The sequence below is a fragment of the Sandaracinus amylolyticus genome, assembly GCF_021631985.1.
Classification (GTDB): Bacteria; Myxococcota_A; Polyangia; order Polyangiales; family Sandaracinaceae; genus Sandaracinus; species Sandaracinus amylolyticus_A.
Window position 1 is genome coordinate 3,830,094 of the sequence record NZ_CP070225.1, and the last position, 21,538, is coordinate 3,851,631.

At 72.9% G+C, this 21,538-nt stretch carries 15 protein-coding genes; 7 read left to right on the top strand and 8 right to left on the bottom strand.

Going from position 1 to position 21,538, the window contains the following annotated elements:
• Positions 1–37: 37 nt before the first annotated feature.
• The 3 genes from I5071_RS15930 to I5071_RS15940 all read left to right on the top strand — a co-directional run bounded on the left by I5071_RS15930 (position 38) and on the right by I5071_RS15940 (position 4,673).
• Positions 38–1,777, top strand: a complete 1,740-nt coding sequence (locus I5071_RS15930) for a hypothetical protein (protein WP_236606311.1) — start codon at positions 38–40, stop codon at positions 1,775–1,777.
• Between the two features lies 1 nt (position 1,778).
• Positions 1,779–3,791: a TonB-dependent receptor plug domain-containing protein gene (locus tag I5071_RS15935; protein WP_236606312.1), complete on the top strand. Its 2,013-nt coding sequence runs from the start codon at positions 1,779–1,781 to the stop codon at positions 3,789–3,791.
• 192 nt (positions 3,792–3,983) lie between these two features.
• Positions 3,984–4,673: an adenine nucleotide alpha hydrolase gene (locus tag I5071_RS15940; RefSeq protein ID WP_236606313.1), complete on the top strand. Its 690-nt coding sequence runs from the start codon at positions 3,984–3,986 to the stop codon at positions 4,671–4,673.
• Here the strand turns inward: I5071_RS15940 and I5071_RS15945 are convergent.
• Together I5071_RS15945 and I5071_RS15950 are read right to left on the bottom strand one after the other, a co-directional pair.
• Positions 4,646–4,894, bottom strand: coding sequence for a hypothetical protein (locus I5071_RS15945; protein WP_236606314.1), 249 nt, complete (start codon positions 4,892–4,894; stop codon positions 4,646–4,648). The two genes, I5071_RS15940 and I5071_RS15945, sit on opposite strands and share 28 nt — an antisense overlap.
• A 20-nt stretch (positions 4,895–4,914) precedes the next feature.
• A complete protein-coding gene (locus I5071_RS15950) occupies positions 4,915–5,631 on the bottom strand; it encodes a sulfite exporter TauE/SafE family protein (protein ID WP_236606315.1) in 717 nt (238 codons plus the stop codon).
• Positions 5,632–5,709: 78 nt separating this feature from the next.
• Here I5071_RS15950 and I5071_RS15955 point away from each other — a divergent pair, with 78 nt between their 5' ends.
• Positions 5,710–6,570 (top strand): LysR family transcriptional regulator, encoded by an 861-nt coding sequence (locus I5071_RS15955; RefSeq protein ID WP_236606316.1) that lies wholly within the window; start codon positions 5,710–5,712, stop codon positions 6,568–6,570.
• Here I5071_RS15955 and I5071_RS15960 read toward each other — a convergent pair.
• Entirely contained in the window at positions 6,515–7,642 is a 1,128-nt protein-coding gene (locus I5071_RS15960) for a CorA family divalent cation transporter (RefSeq protein ID WP_236606317.1), read from the bottom strand. The genes I5071_RS15955 and I5071_RS15960 overlap by 56 nt on opposite strands.
• On the opposite strand from I5071_RS15960, the gene I5071_RS15965 reads away from it, so the two are divergent.
• The 3 genes from I5071_RS15965 to I5071_RS15975 are packed head-to-tail and all read left to right on the top strand — an operon-like array spanning position 7,629 to position 10,466.
• Positions 7,629–8,969, top strand: a complete 1,341-nt coding sequence (locus I5071_RS15965; protein WP_236606318.1) for an FAD-binding oxidoreductase — start codon at positions 7,629–7,631, stop codon at positions 8,967–8,969. The two genes, I5071_RS15960 and I5071_RS15965, sit on opposite strands and share 14 nt — an antisense overlap.
• A gap of 17 nt (positions 8,970–8,986) precedes the next feature.
• Positions 8,987–9,754 carry an SDR family NAD(P)-dependent oxidoreductase gene (locus I5071_RS15970; RefSeq protein ID WP_236606319.1) on the top strand — a complete coding sequence of 256 codons (768 nt, stop codon included), beginning with the start codon at positions 8,987–8,989 and terminating at the stop codon, positions 9,752–9,754.
• A gap of 49 nt (positions 9,755–9,803) precedes the next feature.
• On the top strand, positions 9,804–10,466 hold the full coding sequence (locus tag I5071_RS15975; RefSeq protein ID WP_236606320.1) for a hypothetical protein: 663 nt from the start codon (positions 9,804–9,806) through the stop codon (positions 10,464–10,466).
• A gap of 49 nt (positions 10,467–10,515) precedes the next feature.
• Here I5071_RS15975 and I5071_RS15980 read toward each other — a convergent pair whose 3' ends face one another.
• From I5071_RS15980 to I5071_RS16000, 5 genes are all read right to left on the bottom strand, one after another.
• Positions 10,516–11,028, bottom strand: a complete 513-nt coding sequence (locus I5071_RS15980; protein ID WP_236606321.1) for a hypothetical protein — start codon at positions 11,026–11,028, stop codon at positions 10,516–10,518.
• 207 nt (positions 11,029–11,235) lie between these two features.
• The gene (locus tag I5071_RS15985) at positions 11,236–19,029 is read right to left on the bottom strand and encodes a hypothetical protein (protein ID WP_236606322.1); all 7,794 of its coding nucleotides are present in this window, start codon (positions 19,027–19,029) and stop codon (positions 11,236–11,238) included.
• An 8-nt stretch (positions 19,030–19,037) separates the two neighbouring features.
• Positions 19,038–19,184, bottom strand: coding sequence for a hypothetical protein (locus I5071_RS15990; protein ID WP_236606323.1), 147 nt, complete (start codon positions 19,182–19,184; stop codon positions 19,038–19,040).
• Positions 19,185–19,291: 107 nt separating this feature from the next.
• Positions 19,292–20,494, bottom strand: coding sequence for a hybrid sensor histidine kinase/response regulator (locus I5071_RS15995; RefSeq protein ID WP_236606324.1), 1,203 nt, complete (start codon positions 20,492–20,494; stop codon positions 19,292–19,294).
• Positions 20,491–21,537: a chemotaxis protein CheB gene (locus I5071_RS16000; protein WP_236606325.1), complete on the bottom strand. Its 1,047-nt coding sequence runs from the start codon at positions 21,535–21,537 to the stop codon at positions 20,491–20,493. The genes I5071_RS15995 and I5071_RS16000 overlap by 4 nt, the downstream gene beginning before the upstream one ends.
• Position 21,538 lies beyond the last annotated feature (1 nt).

The following is a 21,538-nucleotide window of genomic DNA, read 5'->3' on the forward strand; positions in this document are numbered from 1 at the left end:
TTCTTCGGCGGACTGCTAGGCTGCGCGCCGCTCCCGGATGATCTCGCGTCGCATCCCGCCGCCGCCGCCGTCGCACGCTCGCACCTGGGCCGCGATCGCGATCTGCGCGGCGGTCTACGTCTACGCGTTCCCGTACCAGCCCGAGGTCAACAACCCGAACGAGAACGTGCGGTTCTTCATGACCGCCGCGATCGTCGACGAGGGCACCTACGCGATCGACGCGATCCGCGCGCGCTGGGGCTGGGTGAACGACGCGGCGCTCTACGAGGGGCACGTCTACAGCGTGAAGGCGCCGGGGACGAGCCTGATGGGCGTGCCCGGCTACTGGCTCTATCGGCAGTGGTGCGATCTGCGCGAGACGCCGCTCGATCGCACCACCGCGCTCTGGGTCGTGCGCATGACCGCGTCGGCGTTGCCGATGCTGGTATTCCTGTTCTTCTTCCATCGCTGGCTCGGCCGACGCGGCGCGCCACCGGTGGTGCGCGACGGAGTGTTCCTCTCGGTCGCGCTGGGATCGCTGCTGCTCGCGTACGCGACGATGTTCGTCTCGCACGCGACGAGCGCGGCCACCGCGTTCGGCGCGTTCATGCTGCTCGAGCGCGCGCGCCACGCGCAGCGCATCTCGTTCGGCGGCGCGTGGCTCGCGGGGCTCCTCGCCGCAATGTGCACCGCGCTCGAGTACCCCGGCTTCGTCGCGACCGCGGTGCTCTGTCTCTACGCGCTCGTCTGCGTGCGGCCGTGGCACCGGCTCGTGCCCTTCGCGCTCGGCGCGATCCTCCCGACGCTCGCAGTGCTGCACTTCCACTGGCGCGCGTTCGGCGATCCGATGACGCCGGGGCATCGCTACCTCGAGCACGCCGCGTTCCGCGAGCTCGCGAACGAAGGATTCTTCGGCGCGAGCACGTTCTCGACCGACGCGGCGGGCGGGCTGCTCTTCGATCTCGGCTACGGGCTCTTTCCGCTCACGCCGGTGCTGCTGCTCGCGTTCTTCGGGTTCCCGCGGCTGCTCGCGCGGCGTCGCACCCGCCTCGACGCGCTCGTCGCGCTCGCGATCCCGCTCGGCACCTGGGGCCTCATCTGCTTCATGAACAACTGGCGCGGCGGATGGACCGTCGGGCCGCGTTATCTCGCGATCGGTCTGCCCTTCCTCGCGTGGGCCGCGCTCGAGGGCGGCACGTGGATGGCGCGCTCGCTGCCGCGCGTCACCGGCGCGCTCGTCGTGGGCGCGACGGGCGCGGCGTTCATCGCGTCGGGCGGGCCGAGCGTCTACTACCCGCACCTGCCCGAGGCGTTCACGCGGCCGGTGCCGCAGCTCGTGCGGTGGCTCGTGCGCCACGACTTCGCGCCGTACAACGCGGGCAGCTGGATCGCGCAGCAGCTCGGCGACGAGCTCTGGGGCACGCGCTCGATGCTGCCGATGTTCCTGCTCGCGCTCCTCGCGCTCGCGTGGATCGCGTGGGCGCAGCGGCGCCTGACCGATCGACTGCTGGTGCTGATCGGCGCGTCGTTCTTCGGCTCGACGTTCCTCGCGCCGGTCGTCGCCGACGATCCGAACGCGACCGGCGCGCCCGACGCGCTCGCGTACGTGGTGCGCTTCTGGGAGCCCGAGGGGCACGACGTCGCGGCGCGCCTCGAGGAGCGCACCGAGAGCGGCGAAGCGACGCCCGAGGACTGGGCGCGCCTGGTGCGCACCTACGAAGAAGAAGGTCGGCGCAGCGAGGCGCGGAGCGCCGAGCGGCGGGCGCGCAGCGCAGCGGGCCTCGGCGCGTCGCGCTGAGATGCGCGCGCTCGGGGCATGGTGCGGGGTCGCCGTCGCGCTCGTCGCGACCAGCGCGCCCGCGCATGCGCAGTTCGGCGCGCGCGCTCGGATCGAGCGACCGATCGCGGCGGGCAGTGATCTCGATCCGACGTCGAGCGCGACGACCATCGAGCTCGAGGATCGCCCGCGCGCGCTCGAGACCACCGACGAGGTGTTGCTCGAGGTGCCGGGCGCGCGACGCCGTCGGAGCGCGGGATTCGGCGGGTTCACCGCGCTCTCGCTGCGTGGCGCCGAGGCCGAGCACACGACCGTGATGATCGGCGACGTGCCGCTCTCCACCGCGGACGGGAGCGCGGTCGATCTCTCGACGCTGCCGCCGTGGCTCTTCGAGCGCGTCGAGGTGCATCGCGGCGGCGCACCGGTGTGGCTCGGCGCGGGCGCGATCGGCGGTGTGCTGCGGCTCGTCCCACGTCGCGCGCGTGCGACCCGCCTCGAGGCGGTGGGCGGCGGAGGCTCGTTCGATCTCGCGCAGGGCCGGCTCGGCGCGAGCGTCGACGGCGCTTCGTTCTCGTGGGCGACGACGCTCGGCCTCACGTACTCGGGCGGCGCGTATCCGATCACGATCGACACGCGGCCGCTCGAGCCCGGCGGGATCGAGCCGCGCACCCAGACCAACGCGCAGCTGCTCGAGGGCGCGGGGCTGATGCACGCGCGGCTGCGCGCCGGCGACGCGACGCTCTCGTTCGTCGGGCTCGGTCTCGCGCGCACCGGTGGCATCCCGCCGCCGGTCACGCGATGGACCCCGGCGTCGGCGGCGCGCCGCCGTCATCTGCGCACGCTCTTCGCGGTCGCGAGCGAGTGGCTCGAAGGCGGGCGCCCTCCCGAGCAGGCCGACCTCGCCGCGTGGCGTGTGCAGCTCGTCGCGTCGGTCGCGCTCGATCGACGCTCGCTGAGCGATCCCTACGCGCAGTACGGGCAAGTGCGGCGCGAGACCGATCAGACGGTGACGCGCTCGTCGATCCGCGCGGCGGGCACGCTGCGGCTTGCGGAGTGGATGGACGCGACGATGGTCGCGGTCGGCGCGCACGAGACCTTCGCGCCCGAGGACGCGCTCGCGCGCACGACGCTCGGCACGTCGCGGCGAGACTCGGCGGTGGCTGCGCTGGAAGCGCGCCTGCACGGGCGATTCGATCGCACCATGCGCTGGGAGCTGCGGCCCTCGGCGCGCATCGAGGTGATCGACTCCGCGCTCGCCGAGATCCGACCGGGCAGCGAGCACCTGCGCACCTCGCGCGTCGACGCGCTGCCCACTGCGCGGCTCGGCGCCGCGCTCGAGCTGGTGCCCGGGATCGCGCTCTCGGGATCGTTCGCGACCGGCGTGCGCGCGCCCTCGTTCGTCGATCTGTTCGGCGACGGCGCGCTGATCTCCGGCAACACCTCGCTGCGCCCCGAGGAGTCGACCGGCGGCGATCTCGGCGTGGTCGCGCGCGGGCGCATCGGGGCGCTCGAGGGCTTCGCAGAGCTGCGTGGCTTCGGGCTCTGGATGCGCGATCTGATCCGGTACGTGCGCACCGACGCGAACCAGTGGACGCCGCAGAACGTCGCGGAGGCGTGGACCGCGGGGATCGAGGCGAGCACGAGCCTGCGCTTCGAGCGCGTCATCGGGCTCGCGTCGGCGCTCACGTGGATCGAGTCGCAGGATCTCTCGCTCGCGCGCGCCCTTCCCTTCCGCCCGCGCTTCACCGGCTACGCACGCCTGGACGCGACCTTCGATCTCCCCGCGCCGCTCGCCTCGGTGAGCGCGTGGGTCGACGGCGAGTACGTCGGAGAGACCTACGACACACCGGAGAACGACGTGCCGATCCCCGAGGTCGCGCGCTTCGGCGCGGGCGCGTCCTTGTCGGCGTGGGAAGGCGCGGTGAGAGTCGACGTGATCGTGCGCGACCTGTTCGACGCGCGGGGGCGCGACGCACTGCTGAGGCCGCTTCCGGGGCGATCGGTCGCGCTGCAGATCTCGTTGAGGATGGAGTGACTCCTTGCCGGAGTGCTCGTCCCGCAGGTCCCGGACGGGAGCGCGCGACGCGCGCGGACGGTAGGGACCTGCGGGCGAGCCGATTTGAGTCCTTGCCGGAGTGCTCGTCCCGCAGGTCCCGGACGGGAGCGCGCAACGCGCGCGGACGGTAGGACCTGCGGGCGAGCCGATTTTTCGACAGTCTTGGAGCAGATGAAGCCGAAGGCGTGGGTGAGCTGGTCGAGCGGCAAGGACGCGGCGTGGGCGCTGCACGTGGCGCGCGCGTCGGGGGAGCTCGACGTGGTCGGGCTGCTGACGACGACGAACGAGCACTTCGATCGTGTCGCGATGCACGGCGTGCGTCGCGATCTGCTGATGGCCCAGGCCGAGGCGACGGGCCTTCCGGTGCACGTCGTGCCGCTCCCCTGGCCCTGCTCCAACGACGAGTACGAAGCGCGCATGCGCGCCGCGCTCGAGGTCGCGCGCGGAGAAGGCGTGACCCACGTGATCTTCGGCGATCTCTTCCTCGAAGAGGTGCGGCGCTATCGCGAGAGCCGGCTCGAGGGCACCGGCATCACGCCGGTCTTCCCGCTCTGGGGCGTGCCCACGCACACGCTCGCGCGCGACATGGTGAGCGCGGGCGTGCGCGCGCACATCGTCACGCTCGATCCCCGCAAGGTCCCGCGCGAGCTCGCGGGGCGCGTGCTCGATCACGCGCTGCTCGACGCGTTGCCCGAGGGGGTCGACCCCTGCGGCGAGAACGGCGAGACCCACACGTTCGTGTCCGCGGGCCCGATGCTCCAGCGCGCGCTCCCGGTGCGCGGAGGCGAGGTCGTGGAGCGCGAGGGATTCGTGTACGCCGACCTGATGCTCGATCAGGACTCGCAGCCGACGCCGTCGTGATCGCGATCGAAGCGGTGCGGATCGGGATCGAGCACGCGGAACCCACGCTCCTCGATGTCGCCGCAGTCGAGATCGGGCGGCGCGGGCGGGATGCACACGTCGGGGTACGCGGGCTCGCACGCGTCCTGCGCCGGCACGCTCGACGTGACGCCGAGCGCGATCGAGAGCGCGATCACGAGGTGTTTGCTCTGTCGCAGACCGATCGCTGCGAAGTGCCGCATGCATCGACGAGCGTACCGGATCAGCGCGCGATCCCGATCACGGCCGCGATCAGCGACACCACCAGGACGAGGTGCGTGAGCCGCATGCACCACGCCTCGCCGATGCGCGCGCGCACGCGCCCGCCGAGCACGTTGCCCGCGAGGATCCCGCCGCCGAGCAATAGCGAGACCACCAGCGCCGCGCCGCCGAAGAGGCCCGCGACGCCGTAGCCCGCGATGCGCCCGACGTGCATCGTCGCGGCGACCACGGAAGACGTCGCGATCAGCGCCTCGCCCGCGAGCCCACCCGCGACGAGGATCGGCGACACCAGGATGCCCGCGCCCGATCCCGCGGCGACCATGCCCGCGCCGAACGCGAAGGGCAGGTACGCACGCGCCGAGGGCTTCCACTCGAGCTTTCCCGCGGCCCGCGCCAGCGCGAACGCGGTGACGATCACGAGCAGCACCTCGATCGCTGTGTCGGGCATGCGCGCCGACACGAGCCCGCCCACCAGCGCTCCCGGCAGCGCGCCGATCAGGAACGTGAGCGCGACGCCGCGATCGACCGCGTGTCGATAGAGCCACGTGCGATGCAGGTTGCCCGCGAGGAGCGCAGGCGCGGTGGTCGCGAGCGCCGCGTGGGGCCCGAGCGCGAGCGACATCGTGACCACGAGCAGCACGCCGCCGCCCATGCCCGCCATCGTCGAGAGCGCGCCCGCACCGATCCCTCCGAGCACCAGCACGATCGCTTCGAGCATGTCCATCGAGGCTCACGGTGGGCGCGTGAGGTCGATACATCCAATCGATTGATTCTCGGGTTACGATAAACAACGCTGATGATCGACGAGCTCGCGCACTTCCTGCTCATCGCGGAGCACGGCACGTTCACCGAGGCCGCGCGTCACGCGCACCTCACGCAGCCCGCGCTCAGCGCGTCGATCCGCCGGCTCGAGGAGCGGGTGGGATCGCGTCTGCTCTCGCGCGGACGCCACGGAGCGACGCTCACCGCGTCGGGCGCTGCGTTCCTGCCCCGCGCCCGCGCGACCATCGCGGCGTTCGAGGACGGTCGCCGCGCCGCGCGCGAGATCGAGGGGCTCGAAGCGGGCGAGGTGCGGCTCGGCGCGGGCGCGACGGTGTGCACGTACCTGCTGCCGCCGATCGTCGCGGCGTTCCGGCGCGCGCACCCGGGGATCACGTTCGTGCTGCGCGAGTCGACCACCGACGAGGCGCTCGACGGGCTCGCGCGCGGTCACCTCGATCTCGCGATCGTGACCACCAAGGGCGGCGAGCGCTGGATGACCGACGAGCTCGTGCTCATCGCCGCGCCGGGCACGTGCGATCCGCTGAGCGCGCCCTTCGTCACGTTCCGTCCGGGCGCGACCACGCGGCAGCTCGTCGAGAAGAGCTTCCCCGACGCGCGCATCGTGATGGAGCTCGGCTCGATCGCCGCCGTGAAGGAGAACGTGCGCGCCGGCGTGGGCGTCGCGCTGGTGAGCCGACACGCGGTCGCGGACGACGTCGCGCGCGGACGCCTGATGATCGTCGACGACCGGCGTACCCCGATCGCGCGTCCGCTGCGCATCGTGCACCGCGGGCACGATCGCCTCCCGCCCGCGGCGCTCGCGCTGCTCGAGATGCTCCTCAGCCGCCGAGCCAGCCGCGCCGGCGGAACCAGAGGTAGAGCACGACCTCGGTGAACGCGATCACGACCCACACGGCGGCGTAGCCGTAGGGCGACGCGAGCTCCGGCATGTGCTCGAAGTTCATCCCGTAGACGCCGACGATGAACGTGATCGGCAGGAAGAACACCGAGAACAACGTCAGCACGCGCATGACGTCGTTGGTGCGGTTCGAGGCGAGCGCGAGCTGCACGCCGAGCAGGCTGTCGAGATCCTCGTCCAGGCTCTCCGCGAAGAACGAGAGGCTCGCGACGCGCTCGCGGAGCTCGAGCGCGAGCGGTTGATTCGCCTGGGAGTGCGGCAGGTACTTCTGCGACGCGTTCTGCATGTGCCAGAGCAGGCGCTTGATCGTCTGCACGCGCACCTTCGTGCGGAACACGTCGCGCCACTGCACGGTCGTGTGCTGAGGCTCGAGCGCCGACGCCTCGAAGTCGTGGATCCGGAGCTCCGCCTCCTCGAGCGGTGCGTGAAAGGTCTCCACGCCGTCGAGCAGGATCTCGAGCATCACGTCCTGCAGGTAGATCGGGTCCCGCGACTCGCGCATGCGCTGCTTGAGCTTCTCGAGGAAGGGCAAGCGCCTCCGGTGGATCGTGACGAGGCATCCGTCGCTCAGGAACATCGCGATCTTGCGCGTGATCGTCTGGAACGAGTCGGCCTCGGGCGGAGCCTCCTCGTCGTAGACGCGCGCGACGATGAACACGACGTCGCCGAGCTTCTCGTGGCGAGGGAGGTGGCGCGGCGACATCGCCTCCTGGAGCGTCGCGAGCGGGACGTCGTGATCGCCGCTGAGCTGCAGCAGCTCGTCCTCCGTCGGCGCGAGCACGTCGACCCAGAGCGCGCGTCGATCCGCGATCGACGAACGATCGGCTTCCCCGCTCATCGAAGGGCGATCGCTCGCCCGCAGCACCACCTCGATCATCGATTCTTCTCCCGCGAGGTGCAGCTTCGCGCGCGCCGCGACGGGACGCACGCACGTCGACCGCTGGCGCCCCGGCGCCGACGGCTCGCGCCTCACCGGCGCGCGCTCACGACCGCGTGCTGGACGGCGATGCAGCGCAGCGCTAGTCCCGGTGCCGATGGCGAACGGCAACGGGAGCGGCCTGTCGATGATCGAGGGCTGGGGCGGGATCGGCGTGCCGGGGCGAGAGCTCCGCTCCGAGAACCTGGAGCGCGTCACCGAGCGCGCGGTGCTGAGCCGAGGCCTCGGTCGCTCGTACGGCGACAGCTCGCTCCCGCCCGCGAGCGTGGGCGAGGTCGTCAACACGACGCTCGCCGATCGACTGCTCGCGTTCGACGAAGAGACCGGGCTCATGCGCGCCGAGGCGGGCCTCTCGCTCTTCGCGCTGAACCGCATCTTCCTGCCGCGCGGTTGGTTCGTGCCCGTCACCCCGGGCACGCAGTTCGTCACGCTCGGCGGGATGGTCGCGAGCGACGTGCACGGCAAGGAGCACCACGCGCGTGGCTGCTTCGGCGAGCACGTCACGCGCCTCAAGATGCGCGTCGCCGACGGGCGCGTGCTGTGGTGCAGCGACGAGCAGCACGGCGATCTCTTCCGCGCGACGATCGGCGGCATGGGCCTCACCGGGCACATCCTCGAGGTCGAGGTGCGGATGATGCGCATCCCGACCGCGTGGATCCTCCAGGAGAGCCGCCGCGTCGACGACATCGACGACTTCATCGCGCGCCTCAAGGACGCGTCGCATCGCCTGCCCGCGACGATGGGCTGGATCGACCTGCTGACGCGCGGGAAGAACATGGGCCGCGGCACGCTGATGGCGGGCGACTTCGCGTCGCCGGACATCGCACCGAAGCGCTTCCCCAAGCCGCTGCCGCGCGTGACGATGCCCTTCGAGCTGCCGTCGTGGACCGTCGATCGCTGGTCGGTCCGCGCGTTCAACACGGCGTACTACTGGAAGCACCTGCCGCGCGAGATGCACGGCATCGTGCACTGGGAGACGTTCTTCTATCCGCTCGACATGATCCGGCACTGGAACCGGATGTACGGGACGCGCGGGTTCACCCAGTACCAGTGCGTGCTGCCGGACGCCGCAGGGCCGAGCGCGCCGCGTCGCCTCCTCGAGATCCTCACGTCGCGCGGCGGCGCGTCGATGCTCTGCGTGATCAAGAACTGCGGGCCCGAGGGCAAGGGCATCCTCTCGTTCCCGATGCCGGGCACGTCGATCGCGCTCGACATCCCGGTGCGCGACGACACGCAGCAGCTCGTCGACGCGCTCAACGAGTTCGTGCTGCGCGAGGGCGGGCGCATCTACCTCACGAAGGATCAGTTCACGCGCCCCGAGCACTTCCGCGCGATGGAGCCGCGCCTGCCGAAGTTCCAGGAGATCCGCGCGAAGTGGGATCCCGAGCAGCGCATCCGCAGCGCGCAGTCGGTGCGCCTCTTCGGCGACAAGCCCTGAAGGAACGAGAGATGGCGATGGATCAAGGAGCGCGCGGACCGAAGCGCGTCGTGGTGCTCGGCGCGACGAGCGGCATGGGACGCGCGCTGGCGCGACGTATGGCGGCGCGTGGTGATCGACTGCACGTGCTGGGCATCGGCGACGACGAGCTCGCGCGCAGCGTGGCGGACCTCGAGATCCGCGCGGGTGTGCGCTCGGGATCGATCGGATGGTCGCGCTGCGACCTCGAGAAGCCCGAGACGTTCGCGGGCGCGCTCGAGGAGGCGGAGACGAAGCTCGGCGGGCTCGACGTGGTGGTGGTCACCGCGGCGATGTTCGCGGCGCAGGCGGACCTCGAGAGCGACGCGAAGCTCACGCAGCGGCTGCTGACGATCGACTTCACGAACACCGTGCTCTTCTGCGAGGAGGCGAAGCGTCGTCTGCTCGCGCGCGGTGGCGGCACGCTGTGCGTGTTCAGCTCGGTCGCGGGCGAGCGCGGGCGCAAGCCGGTCGCGCTCTACGGCGCCGCGAAGGCGGGCCTCACGCGCTACCTCGAGGCGCTCGACCACAAGCACCACGCGGAGGGGCTGCGCGTCGTGACGGTGAAGCCCGGGTTCGTGAAGACCGGGATGACGGCGGGGCTGAAGCCGCCGCCGTTCGCCGGTGAGCCCGAGGACGTCGCGGCGCGCGTGGTGCGCGCGGTGGATCGCGGCACGCCCGAGGTCTACGCGCCGGTCGCGTGGGGCCCGATCATGGGCGTGATCCGGCGCCTGCCGCGCTTCGTGATGCGCCGCGTCGGGTTCTGACGACGGGCGGGCGAGCTCGTCGCGGCTGACTCGCGGCTATTCTCGCCGCATGACGTCTCCGGACCTGCTCGCCGAAGCGCGCGCACTCACTCGTCCTTGCCTCCATCTCCGGCCCGAGTCGCCCGGCGCACTCGTCGCGGTGTTCTACGGGGATGCGGGATTCGACGACGCCGGCGATGACGACCCCGGAGAGATCCCGTGGATCACGGTCGATCTCTCCGCGCATCCCGACACGCGCGTGGCGCGCGATGCGTGCCTCGAGGTGCGCGCCGACATCGGCTCGGGGCGCGGCAGCGCGGCGCTGGCGCCGCTCGGCGCTCTGCAGGGCGAGCACGGTCGCGGTGTCCCTCTGCGCGCCACCCCGAGCCGAGAAATGCCTCCGCTCGACGCGCTCTTCATCGAAGGCGGCGATGCGATCGGCACGTGGCTGGACGGCCTCGGCTGGAAGCGCGAATGGGGGATGAACGACAACTTCCGCGATCTCGAGACCGCGTACGCGTACGAACGGGCGTGGAGCGCGAACCACGCGCTCTGCGGCACGAACGACGCTTGGGCGCAGCTCGGCGGGTGGCCTCTCACTTGGCCCGACGAGCCGTATCGCGCGCAACGAAAGGCGATCCTCGTGCTGCGTACCTACCGCGCGAGCGAGCCGTGGATCGAGGTCCTGCAGATGCCGGACGGCAAGCACATCGTCCGCGCACGCATCACGTGATGCAGTCGCGTGGCGACTGCCGGGCCGGCGCGTCGGGTTCTGATTCTGATCAGTCGTCGATGTTGCAGCCGGGGGCGGCGGCGCAGCCTTCGATCGCGTCCATCGCGAGCGCTGCGTCGACGCCGTCGGTGCCGGCGAGCGAGCAGTCGATCGCGTTGCGGCTCGCGCCCGTGAGCTGGGCGATCTGCGCGACGACGCACGCCTCGAACTGCTCGACGGTCACGGCGCACGCGTCGTCGAAGTGATCCTCGGTGCAGTCGACGTCGCTCTCGTACGCGGCGGTGGGCAGGCACGCGTCGACCTCGGTCTCGCACGCCGCGGGCGTCTCCGCGTCACCGAGGAGCGCGAGCTCGGTGCAGTGGAAGCGACGTGCGTCGTCGCGCGCGGTCTCGGTCTCGGCGTACTCGACGAAGCGCTCGCACAGCGTGCGGGTCTCGTTCGCGTCGAGGCTGCCGAGCGTGCGTGACCCCTCGAGCCCCGAGGCGAGCGGCGTGGTCTGCGAAGGCTCGCCGCCGCAGGCCGAGGCGAGCACGAGGATGGCGAAGATCGAAGCGCGCGACATGTGAAGCTCTCCCTGGAGTCGCCACGGCATCACGCCGTGACGCATTCGGGCAGAGCACGGCACGTGCCGCTGTATGTGCGCGAGATCACCGCCGAATCAGACAGGCCGTTCTGCGCCACTGTGGTGCGAGCCTCACGCCCCAGAACGCGAGCGGCGCGCGAGAGGGCCTCTCTCGCGCGCCGCGTCGGGAGCTCGTGATCCGGAAGCTCAGCTCTCGCCGATGCCGCGGAGGAACTCTTCCGCCTCGCTCAGCTCGCCGTCCTCGATGCGCGCGCGACGCGCCCAGAGCACGGCCTTCTGGTGGTCGCCCGCGCGATGCGCGATCTGCGCCTGCCGCAGGAACGCGACGGCCTTGCTCATCGGGCCGGGCGTCTTCTGCAGCGTCACGACCTTGAGCGCGTTCATCGCGGTGCCGTCGTCGCCGAGCGCCATCGCGAGCTCTGCGAGCTCGGCGGCGATCGCGCCGTTCGTCTTGTCGGACTCGAGCGCGACCTTGAGCCACTCGAGCTGCGTCTGCTGATCGCCGCTCAGCCCCGCGATGCGCGCCATGCGCAGCTGCATCATCGCGAGCGCCGGCGAGCGACGACGGCGCGACGCGCCGATCGCGTTCTGCAGGAGCTCGACGGCCTCGGCGAGCGCGCCCGCGCCGATCATCGCGTCGGAGAGCACGACCACGACGTCCTGCTCGTCCTCCTTGAGCGCCAGCGCCTCGCGCAGCGGCTCGATCGCGCGCGCCGGATCCTGCACCTCGTAGACGAGGAGCTCACCCGCGCGGCGCAGCGCCGCCCAGCGCACCTCGACGTCGCTCGCGCCCGCTGCGTCCGCGAGGAGGATCCCCGCGAGCTCGGCCCACGCCTGCGACTGCTCGTACATCGTGCGGAGCGCGTCGCGCACGCGGCCGTCGGCCGGCTGATCGTGGTGCACTCGCTCGAGGCCGGGACGCGCCTCGTGCGGCGCGCCGATGCGCGTCGCCGCGTCGGCGAGGGCGAGCGCCGCTTCGACCTGCGCCTCGCCCTGCTCGATCTCGACCAGGCGCGCGCAGTGACGCACGACCTCGTCGAAGCGACCGCTCACCGTGTCGATCACGCGCAGCGTGCGCAGCGCCTCGAGATCGCTCGGCTCGCGATCCGCCCACTCCGCGAGCACGTCGCGCGAGCGCGCCGCGTCGCCGTTCTCCTGGAGCACCGACGCGAGGCGCATCGTGAGCGGGCGCTCCGAGTCGCGATCGACCTCGCGGCGACGGCGCTCGAGCGCGTCGATCAGCTCGGCGTAGGTCGAGCGTGCATCGATCGCGTAGGCCTCCTCGAGGTCGGCGATCGCTCCGTCGCCCTCGCCGCTCTGCAGGCGCAGCGTCGCGCGCATGCGGAGCAGGTGCGCGCGCGACGAGTCGGCCTCGGCGTGCGCCTCGAGCGCGCCGCCGACGTCGGCCGCGGCCTCGTCGGGGCGACCACACGCGAGCAGCGCGGCGACGAGCTCGCCGAGCACCGTGAGGCTGCCGGGCGAGAGCTGCTGCGCCTGGCGCAGGATCTCCGCGGCGCGCTCGGGCATGTCGAGGCGCTGCGTGTAGAGCGTCGCGGCCTCGCGGAAGCGCGCGACCGCCGCGCTCGGATCGCTGCGGTGCGCGGCGTCGTAGGCGATGGTGTCGGCCAGGCCCGCGAGGTCACCGCGATCGGAGTGCCACGCCTCGAGGCGCGCGCGGAGCGCATCGCTGGCAGGCATGGCGCGGAACCCGAGGTCGAGCGCGCGGCCCACGCCTTCGCCGTCCTCGAGAAGCGCGTAGACGTCGGCGAGCTCGAGCGCGAGCGTCGCCGCGCTCTCGCCGGTGCTCACCGCGAGCAGCCGCTCCATTAGCGCGGCGCGATCGTGCGAGTCGTCGCCGTCACCGTGGAGCGTGAGCATCGCGCGCAGGAGCGGCGCGTCCTCGGGCGCCCACTCGAGGCCCTGGCGATAGAGATCGCGCGCGTCCTCGCGACGTCCCGCCGACTCGAGCAGCCCGCCCATGCGCAGCGCGAGCGCCGCGATCGCGACGGTGTCCGAGCGATCGCGAGCGCGATCGAGCTGGCGCTGCAGCAGCTCGGCGAGCTCCTCGTGGCGCCCGTCGCGCTCGAAGAGATCGGCGAGGCGCTGCGCGGCGCCGAGATGATCGGGATCCTCGTCGAGCACCGCGCGGAGCACGTCCACGCCGTCCTGCTCGGCCTTCACGATGTCGAGCAGGAAGGCCGCGTGCGCCATGCGCAGCTCGTTGCGATCGCCCGGATCGAGCAGCGCGTCGAGGAGCGTCGCGATCGCGGCGTCGAAGCCCGCGCGGTCGCGCAGCTTGCCGTGCACCTCCGCGAGCGGGCCCCAGAGAGCGCGATCGTTGGGCTCGCTCTCGAGGAGACGACGATAGGTCGCGGCCGCGAGCGCGAGATCCCCGCCGGGCTGCGACGCCGCCTCCGCGACCTCGCGCCACAGCGAGCGCGCGCGGTCGACGTCGCCCGCGCTCTCCGCGGCCTCGGCCGCGACGCGGCGCCACTCGAGCGCGCCCGGGACGTCGCCCGCATCGATGCGGCGCATCGCGAGCGCCATCGGGATCCACAGCTCGCCGGCGAGCCCGTCCGCACTCGCGCGAGCGACCTCGATGCCGCGCCGCAGGAGCGCCTCGGCGCGCGCCCCGTCGATCGAGATCGCGACGTCGATCGCCTCGCGCACCTCGTCGATCGTCGCGCCCTCGCGCGCCGTCTTGATCTCGAGCATGTCGAGGAGCAGCGCCGCATCACCGCTGCCACGCGCAGCGCGCTCGTAGAGCACGAGCACTCCGTCGTGCGCCGGGAACGCGCGCGCCGCCGCGTTCAGGATGCGTGCGCCTCGCGCGTGATCGGGCTTCTTCGCGAGCGCCTCGGAGAGCGTCGCGATGCCGCTCTCGAGCGTCTCCGCCTCGGCGAGCTCGACCTCGGCGATGCGATAGAACGCCTCGACCTTCGCGTCCTCGGGGATCGAGTCCTCGGCGCCGAACGACGAGGTGTCGACACCCGCCGCGACGAGGCGGCGCAGCACGCGGATCTCCTCGACGTGATCGCCACGCGCCGACGCGACACGCGCGAGCGCGCGCCACGCGTCGAGGGTGCGCGCGCCGAGGTCCTCGACGCGCTGGTAGAGCTCGCTCGCGGTCGCGAGATCGCGAAGCTCGCGCTCCGTGACCTCACCGAGCGTCATGAGGAGATCCGAGACGACCTCGGCGTCCTCCTTGCGGCGCATGCGATCCGCGAGCGCGCGGACGCGCTCGACGAAGCGCGTCACCTGGTCGGTGCGCACCGCGAGATCACGCGCCGCCTCGCTCACCGCGCGGCCGGGCGCGAGCTCGAGCGCCTCGAGGCGCGAGCTCAGCGCGTCCTCGGGCTTGCCCAGCAGCTTCTCCTGGATCTCGGCGCGGTCGACGAGCGTGCGCGCGCGGCTCGCGACGTCGGTCTCCGCCGCGATGCGCATGTCGATGGTGCGCAGCGCGAGATCGGTCGCGCCACGGGCGACGAGGGTGCGGGTGAAGCGCGCGGCCTCCGCGGTCGAGTGCGACGCGGTCTCGAAGGCCGACTCGAGCAGCTCCTTCGCCTGCGCGTCCTGCTTGCGCTCGGTCGCGAGCCGCGAGAGCTCGTAGAGCACCTCGCTCACGCCGACGGAGAGCTCGTGGCCCTCGCTCGCCTGACGGCGCACGAGGAGGAGCAGCGCGCGGTACGAGCGCTCGGCGCGATCGAGCTGGGCCGCTTCGCGGGCGAGATCGCCCGACATCTTGAGGATCCCGGGGTGCCCGAGGTCCATGCTCGACGCCTTGTCGAGCTGCTCGAGCGCCTGCTTGAGATCGCCGGCTGCGTGCGCGACCTGCGCGAGCTGGAAGTGCACCGCGGCGCGCTCGGGCGAGCGACGGCGGCCGAACTCCGACGCGAGCTTCTCCAGGATCTCGCGCGCCTCGTCGAGACGACCCGCGACGCGCAGGCCCGCGGCGAGCGTGCTGCGCAGCTCCTGATCGTCGGGCGCGAGCTGGACGCCGCGCTCCATGATCGGGATCGCGAGCTCGGGGCGATCCAGGCGCTTGCGGTAGATCTCCGCGGCCTCGCGCACGTACGCGAGCTGCGTGGTCTCGTCGCTCACGTGGCCGACGCCGTCGCTGAGCAGCGCGGCGAGCTGCTCCCAGCTCTCGGCGCGTCGATAGAGATCGGCGAGGCGCTCGCGCACGTCGCGCGCGCCGCGATCCTCGGAGAGCGCGCGCTCGAGCGCGTGCATCGCGCGATCGTTGCGGCCCGCGAGCAGGCGCGCCTCGGCGAGCCGCAGCGCGAGCGGGATGCGCTCGGCGCCCTTGGCGTGCTCGAGTCGCTTCTCGAGCCACTCGCCGGCCTGCGCGGGCTCGTTGCGCTCGAGGTGCAAGCGCGCGAGCGCGTCGAGCGCCTCGGTGGTCACGTCGAGCGCGACCACGCGACGGTGCGCGGAGATCGCGCGCTCGGCGTCGCGGAGGCGCTCCTCGGCGAGGCGCGCGACCATCGCCCAGAGGCGCGCGCCGCGCGGCGCGTCGGCGACCTCGACGTCGCGGGCCTGCGTGGTGAGCAGATCGGCGAGCTCGGGGCTGCGGCCCTTGCTCTCGAGCACCGACGCGACCTCGTCGATCGACGCGTCGTGACCGGGCTTCTCCGAGAGGTTCGCGCGCAGCATCTCGATGCGGCCGCCCTCGGCCTCGAGACGACCGAGGAGGCGCGCGACGTCGAGGCGCACCGCGAGCCGGCGCTCGGGCGTGAGCGAGCCCTCGAGCTCGCGCTGGCGCAGGGCGAGGAGCTCGGGGATGCGCTTGCGCGCCTCGTACATCGCGGCGAGGCGATCGACGGTCTCCGCGTCCTCGAGCGACTCGTCGGCGATCGACTGGTAGAGGCGCATCGCGCGCGCCTCGTCGCCGAGCTTCTCGCGCGCGAGGTCGCCGGCGCGGCGGCGCATCGCACGCGACTCGGTCGCGGGGATCGGAAGGCGCGCGCCCTGCGCGAGCAGATCGATCGCGCCCTCGACGCGATCCGACTCGAGCTCGATCCGGATCAGCTCGTCGAGCGCCCAGACCGCGGTCTTGTCCGCCGGGCGCTCGCCGCGCGTGCGGTTGCCGCGCTCCCAGAGCCGCACCGACTCGCGATAGAGCTTCGACAGGATGTGCTTGGCGAGCGCGACGTCGCGCACCGGATCGAGGGCGATCTTCGCGGCGTCGTGGAGCGCGTCGAGATCGTCCTCGAGCTGCTCGGCGAGCGAGAGCAGCGTGTCGACGAGCGCGCGGCTCGGCTCGCGCCACTGGAGGCGCGCGAGCTCGCGCAGCGTGTCGGTGTGCCCCTGCTCGTGCTTCAGCGCGCGCGCGAGCGCGGCCTCGGCCGACGCGAGATCGCCGCGACGATCGCGGTGCCACACCGCGATGCGGGTCTCGATCGCGCGGCCGAGCTCGCCGAAGCGACGCTCGCCCGACGCCTCGAGCTCACCCTGCACGCGCGCCATCGCCGACGCGGTCTCGGTCGAGAGCGCGTCCCATGCGACCGCCTGATCCGCGGCCGCCTCGATCTGCGTCACGAGCGCGTCGTCGATGCGGCGATGCGCGCGCACCGAGCCGACCAGCGCCGTCGCGACCGCGTCCCACCCGCCGAGCTGTGCCCCGAGGCGCACGACCTCCTCCGCAGTCGTCGCATCGCGCGGCTCGCGCGCGAACGCCGCGAGCTGCTCCGCGAGCGCGCCCGCCGCGTCACTCAGCTCCGACTCGAGCAGCGCCGCGGCACGACGGTGCAGGTGCGCGGCGCGCGCCGCGTCGGCGCTCACCGTCGGGATCGCCTCGCGCAGCGCCGAGACCACCTCGGCCCAGCCGCTCGACGCGCGACCGAGGCGCATCAGCTCGCCCTCGAGCCCTTCGTCGTCGGGCACCAGCAGGAACGCGCGACGGATCGCGCGCATCGCGGCGAGCGCGTCGCTGCGGCGCGACTCCTCGAGCTCCGCGGCCTCGCGCAGCAGGCGCACGCGCACGCGATCGCCGGCCGCAGCCTCGATGCGGTGCTCGAGCAGGCCGAGCAGCGCCTCGTGATCGTCGGTGCGCAGCGCGGCCTCGGCGAGGCCCTCGACCGCACCCGCCTTGGCGACGGGATCGGCGATCAGCGCCTGCAGACCGGCGCGCGCGCCCTCGTGGCGCGGCTCGAGCTTGAGCGCCTGGTGGTAGCCCTGCGCGGCGCGCGCGCTGTCCGCGAGGTGCTCGCGGCGCACGTCGGCGAGGCGCACCACGATGTCCGCGGCGCGCGCTTCGTCGCGGCGCACCGCGCGCTCGAGCATCGCTGCCATCTCCTCCCAGCGCGACTCCGCGGTGAAGAGGCGGAACAGCGCGTCGACGGTCTCGACGTCCTCGCCGAAGCGCGACTGCACCTCGAGCCAGGTCTCGATCGCGCCCGCGCGATCCCCGACGCGATCCTCCTGCACGCCCGCGAGGCGCACGAGATCGGCGCGCTGCAGCGGGCCCGGCACCGGCGACGCGGCGCGCAGGCGCAGCGTCTCGATCAGCGGCTTCCAGCGCTCCTCGCGCTCGAGGATCCCGATGCGCGCGTCGAGCGCCTCGAGGTCCTGCGCGTGCGCGTCGAGCCGCGCCTGCCAGAGCGCGAGCGCGCGATCCGACGCGCCCAGCTCCTCGGCGAGGCGCGCGGCCTGACCGATGACGCGACGGCGCTCCGACGCGTCGTTCTCGAGCTTCGCGAGCTGCTCGAGGACGTCGAGGCGATCGCGCGCGCGCTCCGCGGTGTCGAGCAGCCCGACGAGGCGACGCGCTGCGGTGCGCTGGAACGACTCGCTCGCGTCGGCATCGCCGAGGACGCGGCGGTAGAGCGGCTCCGCGCCCTCGCGATCGCCGACCGCCATGCCGCGCACGTCGCCCGCTTCGAGGAGCAGGGTCATGCGCCGCGCGGGCTCGTACGCGACCTCGGCGGCGGCGACGAGCGCGTCGGCGTGGCGCTCGTGCGCGCCGGTCGACGCCGCGAGCTGACGGAGCCGCTGCTCTGCGTCCTCGGCGCCGGGATCGAGCAGGAGCAGCGAGGCCCAGTGGCCCATCGAGCTGCTCTCGTCGCCGCGCGTCGCGGTGCGCTCGCCGAGCTCGCGGTGGATCGCGATCTTCTCGTCGCGGCTGCCGAAGCCGAGCGCGATGGCGAGGATGCGCTCGACCTCTGCGTCCTTGCCCTCGCCCTCGTAGCGCTCGCGGAGCAGCGCGAGCGCGCCACGCCGCACGTCGGCGCTCGCGCTCTCGAGCACCAGCACGCGCTCGAGCAGCGCGACCGCGTGCGCGATCGAGTGGCCACCTTCGATCAGCGCGCGCGACTCGGCGAGCGTCGCCGCGGCATCGCCGAGGTGATCGAGGAACGTCGTCGCGATGCGCTCGCGCAGCGACGCGGCGTCGTCGGCGCCGTTCTCGACGCGCTTGCGCCACAGGCCGATCAGCTCCTGCCAGCGCGCCTGACGCTCGAGGAGGCGCTCGAGCGAGGCGACCAGCTGCGCGTCGCCGGGGCGGAGCGCGAGCAGCTGCGTCTGGTAGTCGATCGCGCGGTCGGGCTGTCCCGCGAAGTCCTTCGCGAGCTGCGATGCCTCTTCGAGGAGCTGGGTGCGGCGCCAGTCCTCGGAGGCTGCGGCGAGCGCGCGATCGTAGAGACCGAGCAGGTCGCTCCAGCGCTCGCGCACGGTGAGCACGACGGTCGCGCGCTGCAGCGCCCAGTCGGCTCCGGGGTCGAGCGAGAGGACGCGCGTGAGCACGTCGACGAGGTGCGGCGACTCCTCGCCGAACCACTCCTCGTGGAAGCCGACCGCGCGACGGCCGAGCCGCTCGGCGACGTCCGCCGGGAGCGTGCGCCCGAGCGCCTCGCGATACAGCGCACCGACCTCGTCGGGCCTCTGGAGCGACTCGGCGAGCTCTTCGAGCTCGTCCCAACGTCCGTCGTCGTCCGGCGCCGCGCTCGCCGCCGCGAGCGCCTCCTCGAGTCGCGGATCCATCTCGGCAGTCACAGAGGCCTCCCCGTTCTCAACGCAGCCGTCGCGACGACGAAGCCGCAGATCGTCATCGGAAACGCGCGAAAACGGCGTTTCGCGGCGAGGATATCAAGGTCGGCAGCGCGGATGATCCGCTTTTCGTCGTGACGCGCGCGCATCACGTGCGATCGGTGGTCGCGGGTGTGCCTCGACGCGGTGCGTCAGCGGCGCGCACACCGCGTCGATGTCGTCGTGTGCTCGAAGCACACGACCGAGCATCCCGCGCTCAGCGCGCCAGCGGGAGCGTGAACCAGAAGCGCGAGCCCTGCGGCTCGCGGCGCGACACGCCGATGCGCCCGCCCTGGAGGTCGACGAGGCGACGACAGATGTAGAGGCCCAGCCCGACGCCCTTGGCGACGCGCTCGCTGCCCGGCGCGCGCACGTAGCGCCCGAAGAGACGCTCGGCCGCGGCCTCCGGGACGCCGATGCCTTCGTCCTCGACCTCGACGAGCGCCCGTCCTTCGTCGACCGACACCCGCACGTCGACGCGACCGCCGTTGGGCGAGTACTTGATCGCGTTCGAGAGCAGGTTCGCGAGCACCTGCTCGACGCGCGCCGCGTCGAACACCGCTTCGACCGACTCGGCCACGTGCACCTCGACGGGATGGCGCGCCGACACGACGGCGAAGCGGCTCGCCACCTCGCGCGCGAGCGCGCCGAGATCGCCGACGCGCGGGGTCACGCGGATCGCGCCCGACTCGATGCGCGCGACGTCGAGCAGGTCGTCGACGATCGCGCTCATCGCGCGGACGTTTCGCGCGACGAGCTCGGCGAGCGGCGGGAGCGGCGCGCGACCGCTCACCGACGACGTCACGTGTCCCGCAGCCTCGAGACCGGCACGCAGCGAGAGCACGTTGAGCGGCGTGCGGAGCTCGTGCGCGACCACGCCGATCATCTCGTCCTGCTGTCCCTTCGCCTGCTCGAGGCGCTCGCGGCTCGCGGACACCTCGGCGTGCCGCGACGCCGCGTCCTCGAGCGCGCACGTGAGCACGCCGAGGATGGTCTCGCGCGACGCGCGGATCGGCAGCGAGCGACCGTGGATCTCGATCGACGCGAGCGGCGTCTCCCGCTGCGCCAGCACGCGCTGGACGCGATCGACCAGCACCGCGTCCTCGAACGGCTTGCCCACGTAGCCGTCGGCGCCCGCGGCGAGCGCGCGCAGCACGTCGTCGGGATCGGTCAGCGACGTCATCAGCACGATCGGCAGCGACGCGGTGCGCGGATCGTCGCGGAGCGCGAGGCAGAGCTCCCAGCCGTCGAGCTCGGGCATGAGCACGTCGCTGACGACCACGTCGGGCGGATCCTCGAGCGCCGCGCGCAGCCCCTCGGCGCCGTCGTGGCGCACCATCACCCGCATGCCCGCGCGCTCGAGCGCGCTCTGGAACCGGCGCGCCTGGGTGCGACTGTCCTCGACCAGAAGGACCTTCACGGCTCGCCTCCTCGCTTGTCCACGATCCACTGCGCGATCGCGCGCAGCGAGAGCACCTCGTTCGCGGCGCCACACGCGATCGTCGCCTGCGGCATGCCGAACACGACCGAGCTCGCCTCGTCCTGCGCGACGATCTCGCCCCCGCGATCGCGCAGCACGCGCGCCCCCGCCGCTCCGTCGTCGCCCATCCCGGTGAGCACGACCGCGCCCGCGTCGGCGCCGAGCGTGCGCGCGAGCGAGCGCAGCATCCACGTGCCGGAGGGACGGAACAGCCCGACCGGTGGCTCGTCGCTGATCGCGATGCGCGCGTCGGAGGTGAGGCCGAGGTGGCGATCGTCGGGCGCGACGTAGACGTGGCCCTGCTCGGGTCGCTCTCCCGCGCCGCCGACCGAGACCGGATGACCGCTCGCGGCGAGCCAGCGCGCGAGGCCGTCCGAGAAGCCCTTCGCGAGGTGCTGCACGACGAGGAGCGGCGGGAAGCCCCGCTGCGGCAGCTGTTCGAGCAGCGACGAGAGGGCCGCGGGACCACCGGCCGAGGCGACGATGCCGATGACGCGCGCGGCGCGGCGCATGCTGCGGACGCGCGCGATCGGCGCACCGTGCGACGCGCTGGCGCGCGAGGGATGCGCGTTCGCGGCGGAGCGCACGAGCGCCAGGAAGCTCTCGCGGCGGAACGAGCGCGCGGCGTCGGCGGGCGGTGGAGGAGGGTCGACGATCGCGAGCGCACCGGCGCGGATCGCCTCGAGCGCGACGCTCGCGTCGGACGGATCGACGACCTGCGAGACCAGCACGATCGGTGTCGGCCGGCTCGCCATGAGCGCGCGCGTGGCCTGGTAGCCATCGACCTCGGGCATCACGACGTCCATCACGACGACGTCGGGCGCGAGGCGCCCCACGGCGTCGACGAGGCTCTGCGCGGACTCGAGCTCGCCGATCACGCGCAGCTGGGGATCCGAGGCGAGCGTGCGCCGCAACGACGCCCGCACCGTCGGCGAGTCGTGGACGATCAGCACGCGCGTGGGCAGCGTGCTCGGGGGCGGCATC

Bases quoted from the DNA above. Each gene is read 5' to 3' on its own strand.
- I5071_RS15975 (WP_236606320.1), top strand. From the start codon at position 9,804: ATGACGTCTCCGGACCTGCTCGCCGAAGCGCGCGCACTCACTCGTCCT.
- I5071_RS15935 (WP_236606312.1), top strand. From the start codon at position 1,779: ATGCGCGCGCTCGGGGCATGGTGCGGGGTCGCCGTCGCGCTCGTCGCG.
- I5071_RS15985 (WP_236606322.1), bottom strand. From the start codon at position 19,029: ATGGATCCGCGACTCGAGGAGGCGCTCGCGGCGGCGAGCGCGGCGCCG.
- I5071_RS15940 (WP_236606313.1), top strand. From the start codon at position 3,984: ATGAAGCCGAAGGCGTGGGTGAGCTGGTCGAGCGGCAAGGACGCGGCG.
- I5071_RS15955 (WP_236606316.1), top strand. From the start codon at position 5,710: ATGATCGACGAGCTCGCGCACTTCCTGCTCATCGCGGAGCACGGCACG.
- I5071_RS15965 (WP_236606318.1), top strand. From the start codon at position 7,629: ATGGCGAACGGCAACGGGAGCGGCCTGTCGATGATCGAGGGCTGGGGC.
- I5071_RS15980 (WP_236606321.1), bottom strand. From the start codon at position 11,028: ATGTCGCGCGCTTCGATCTTCGCCATCCTCGTGCTCGCCTCGGCCTGC.
- I5071_RS15950 (WP_236606315.1), bottom strand. From the start codon at position 5,631: ATGCTCGAAGCGATCGTGCTGGTGCTCGGAGGGATCGGTGCGGGCGCG.
- I5071_RS15945 (WP_236606314.1), bottom strand. From the start codon at position 4,894: ATGCGGCACTTCGCAGCGATCGGTCTGCGACAGAGCAAACACCTCGTG.
- I5071_RS15930 (WP_236606311.1), top strand. From the start codon at position 38: ATGATCTCGCGTCGCATCCCGCCGCCGCCGCCGTCGCACGCTCGCACC.
- I5071_RS15990 (WP_236606323.1), bottom strand. From the start codon at position 19,184: ATGCGCGCGCGTCACGACGAAAAGCGGATCATCCGCGCTGCCGACCTT.
- I5071_RS15970 (WP_236606319.1), top strand. From the start codon at position 8,987: ATGGATCAAGGAGCGCGCGGACCGAAGCGCGTCGTGGTGCTCGGCGCG.
- I5071_RS16000 (WP_236606325.1), bottom strand. From the start codon at position 21,537: ATGCCGCCCCCGAGCACGCTGCCCACGCGCGTGCTGATCGTCCACGAC.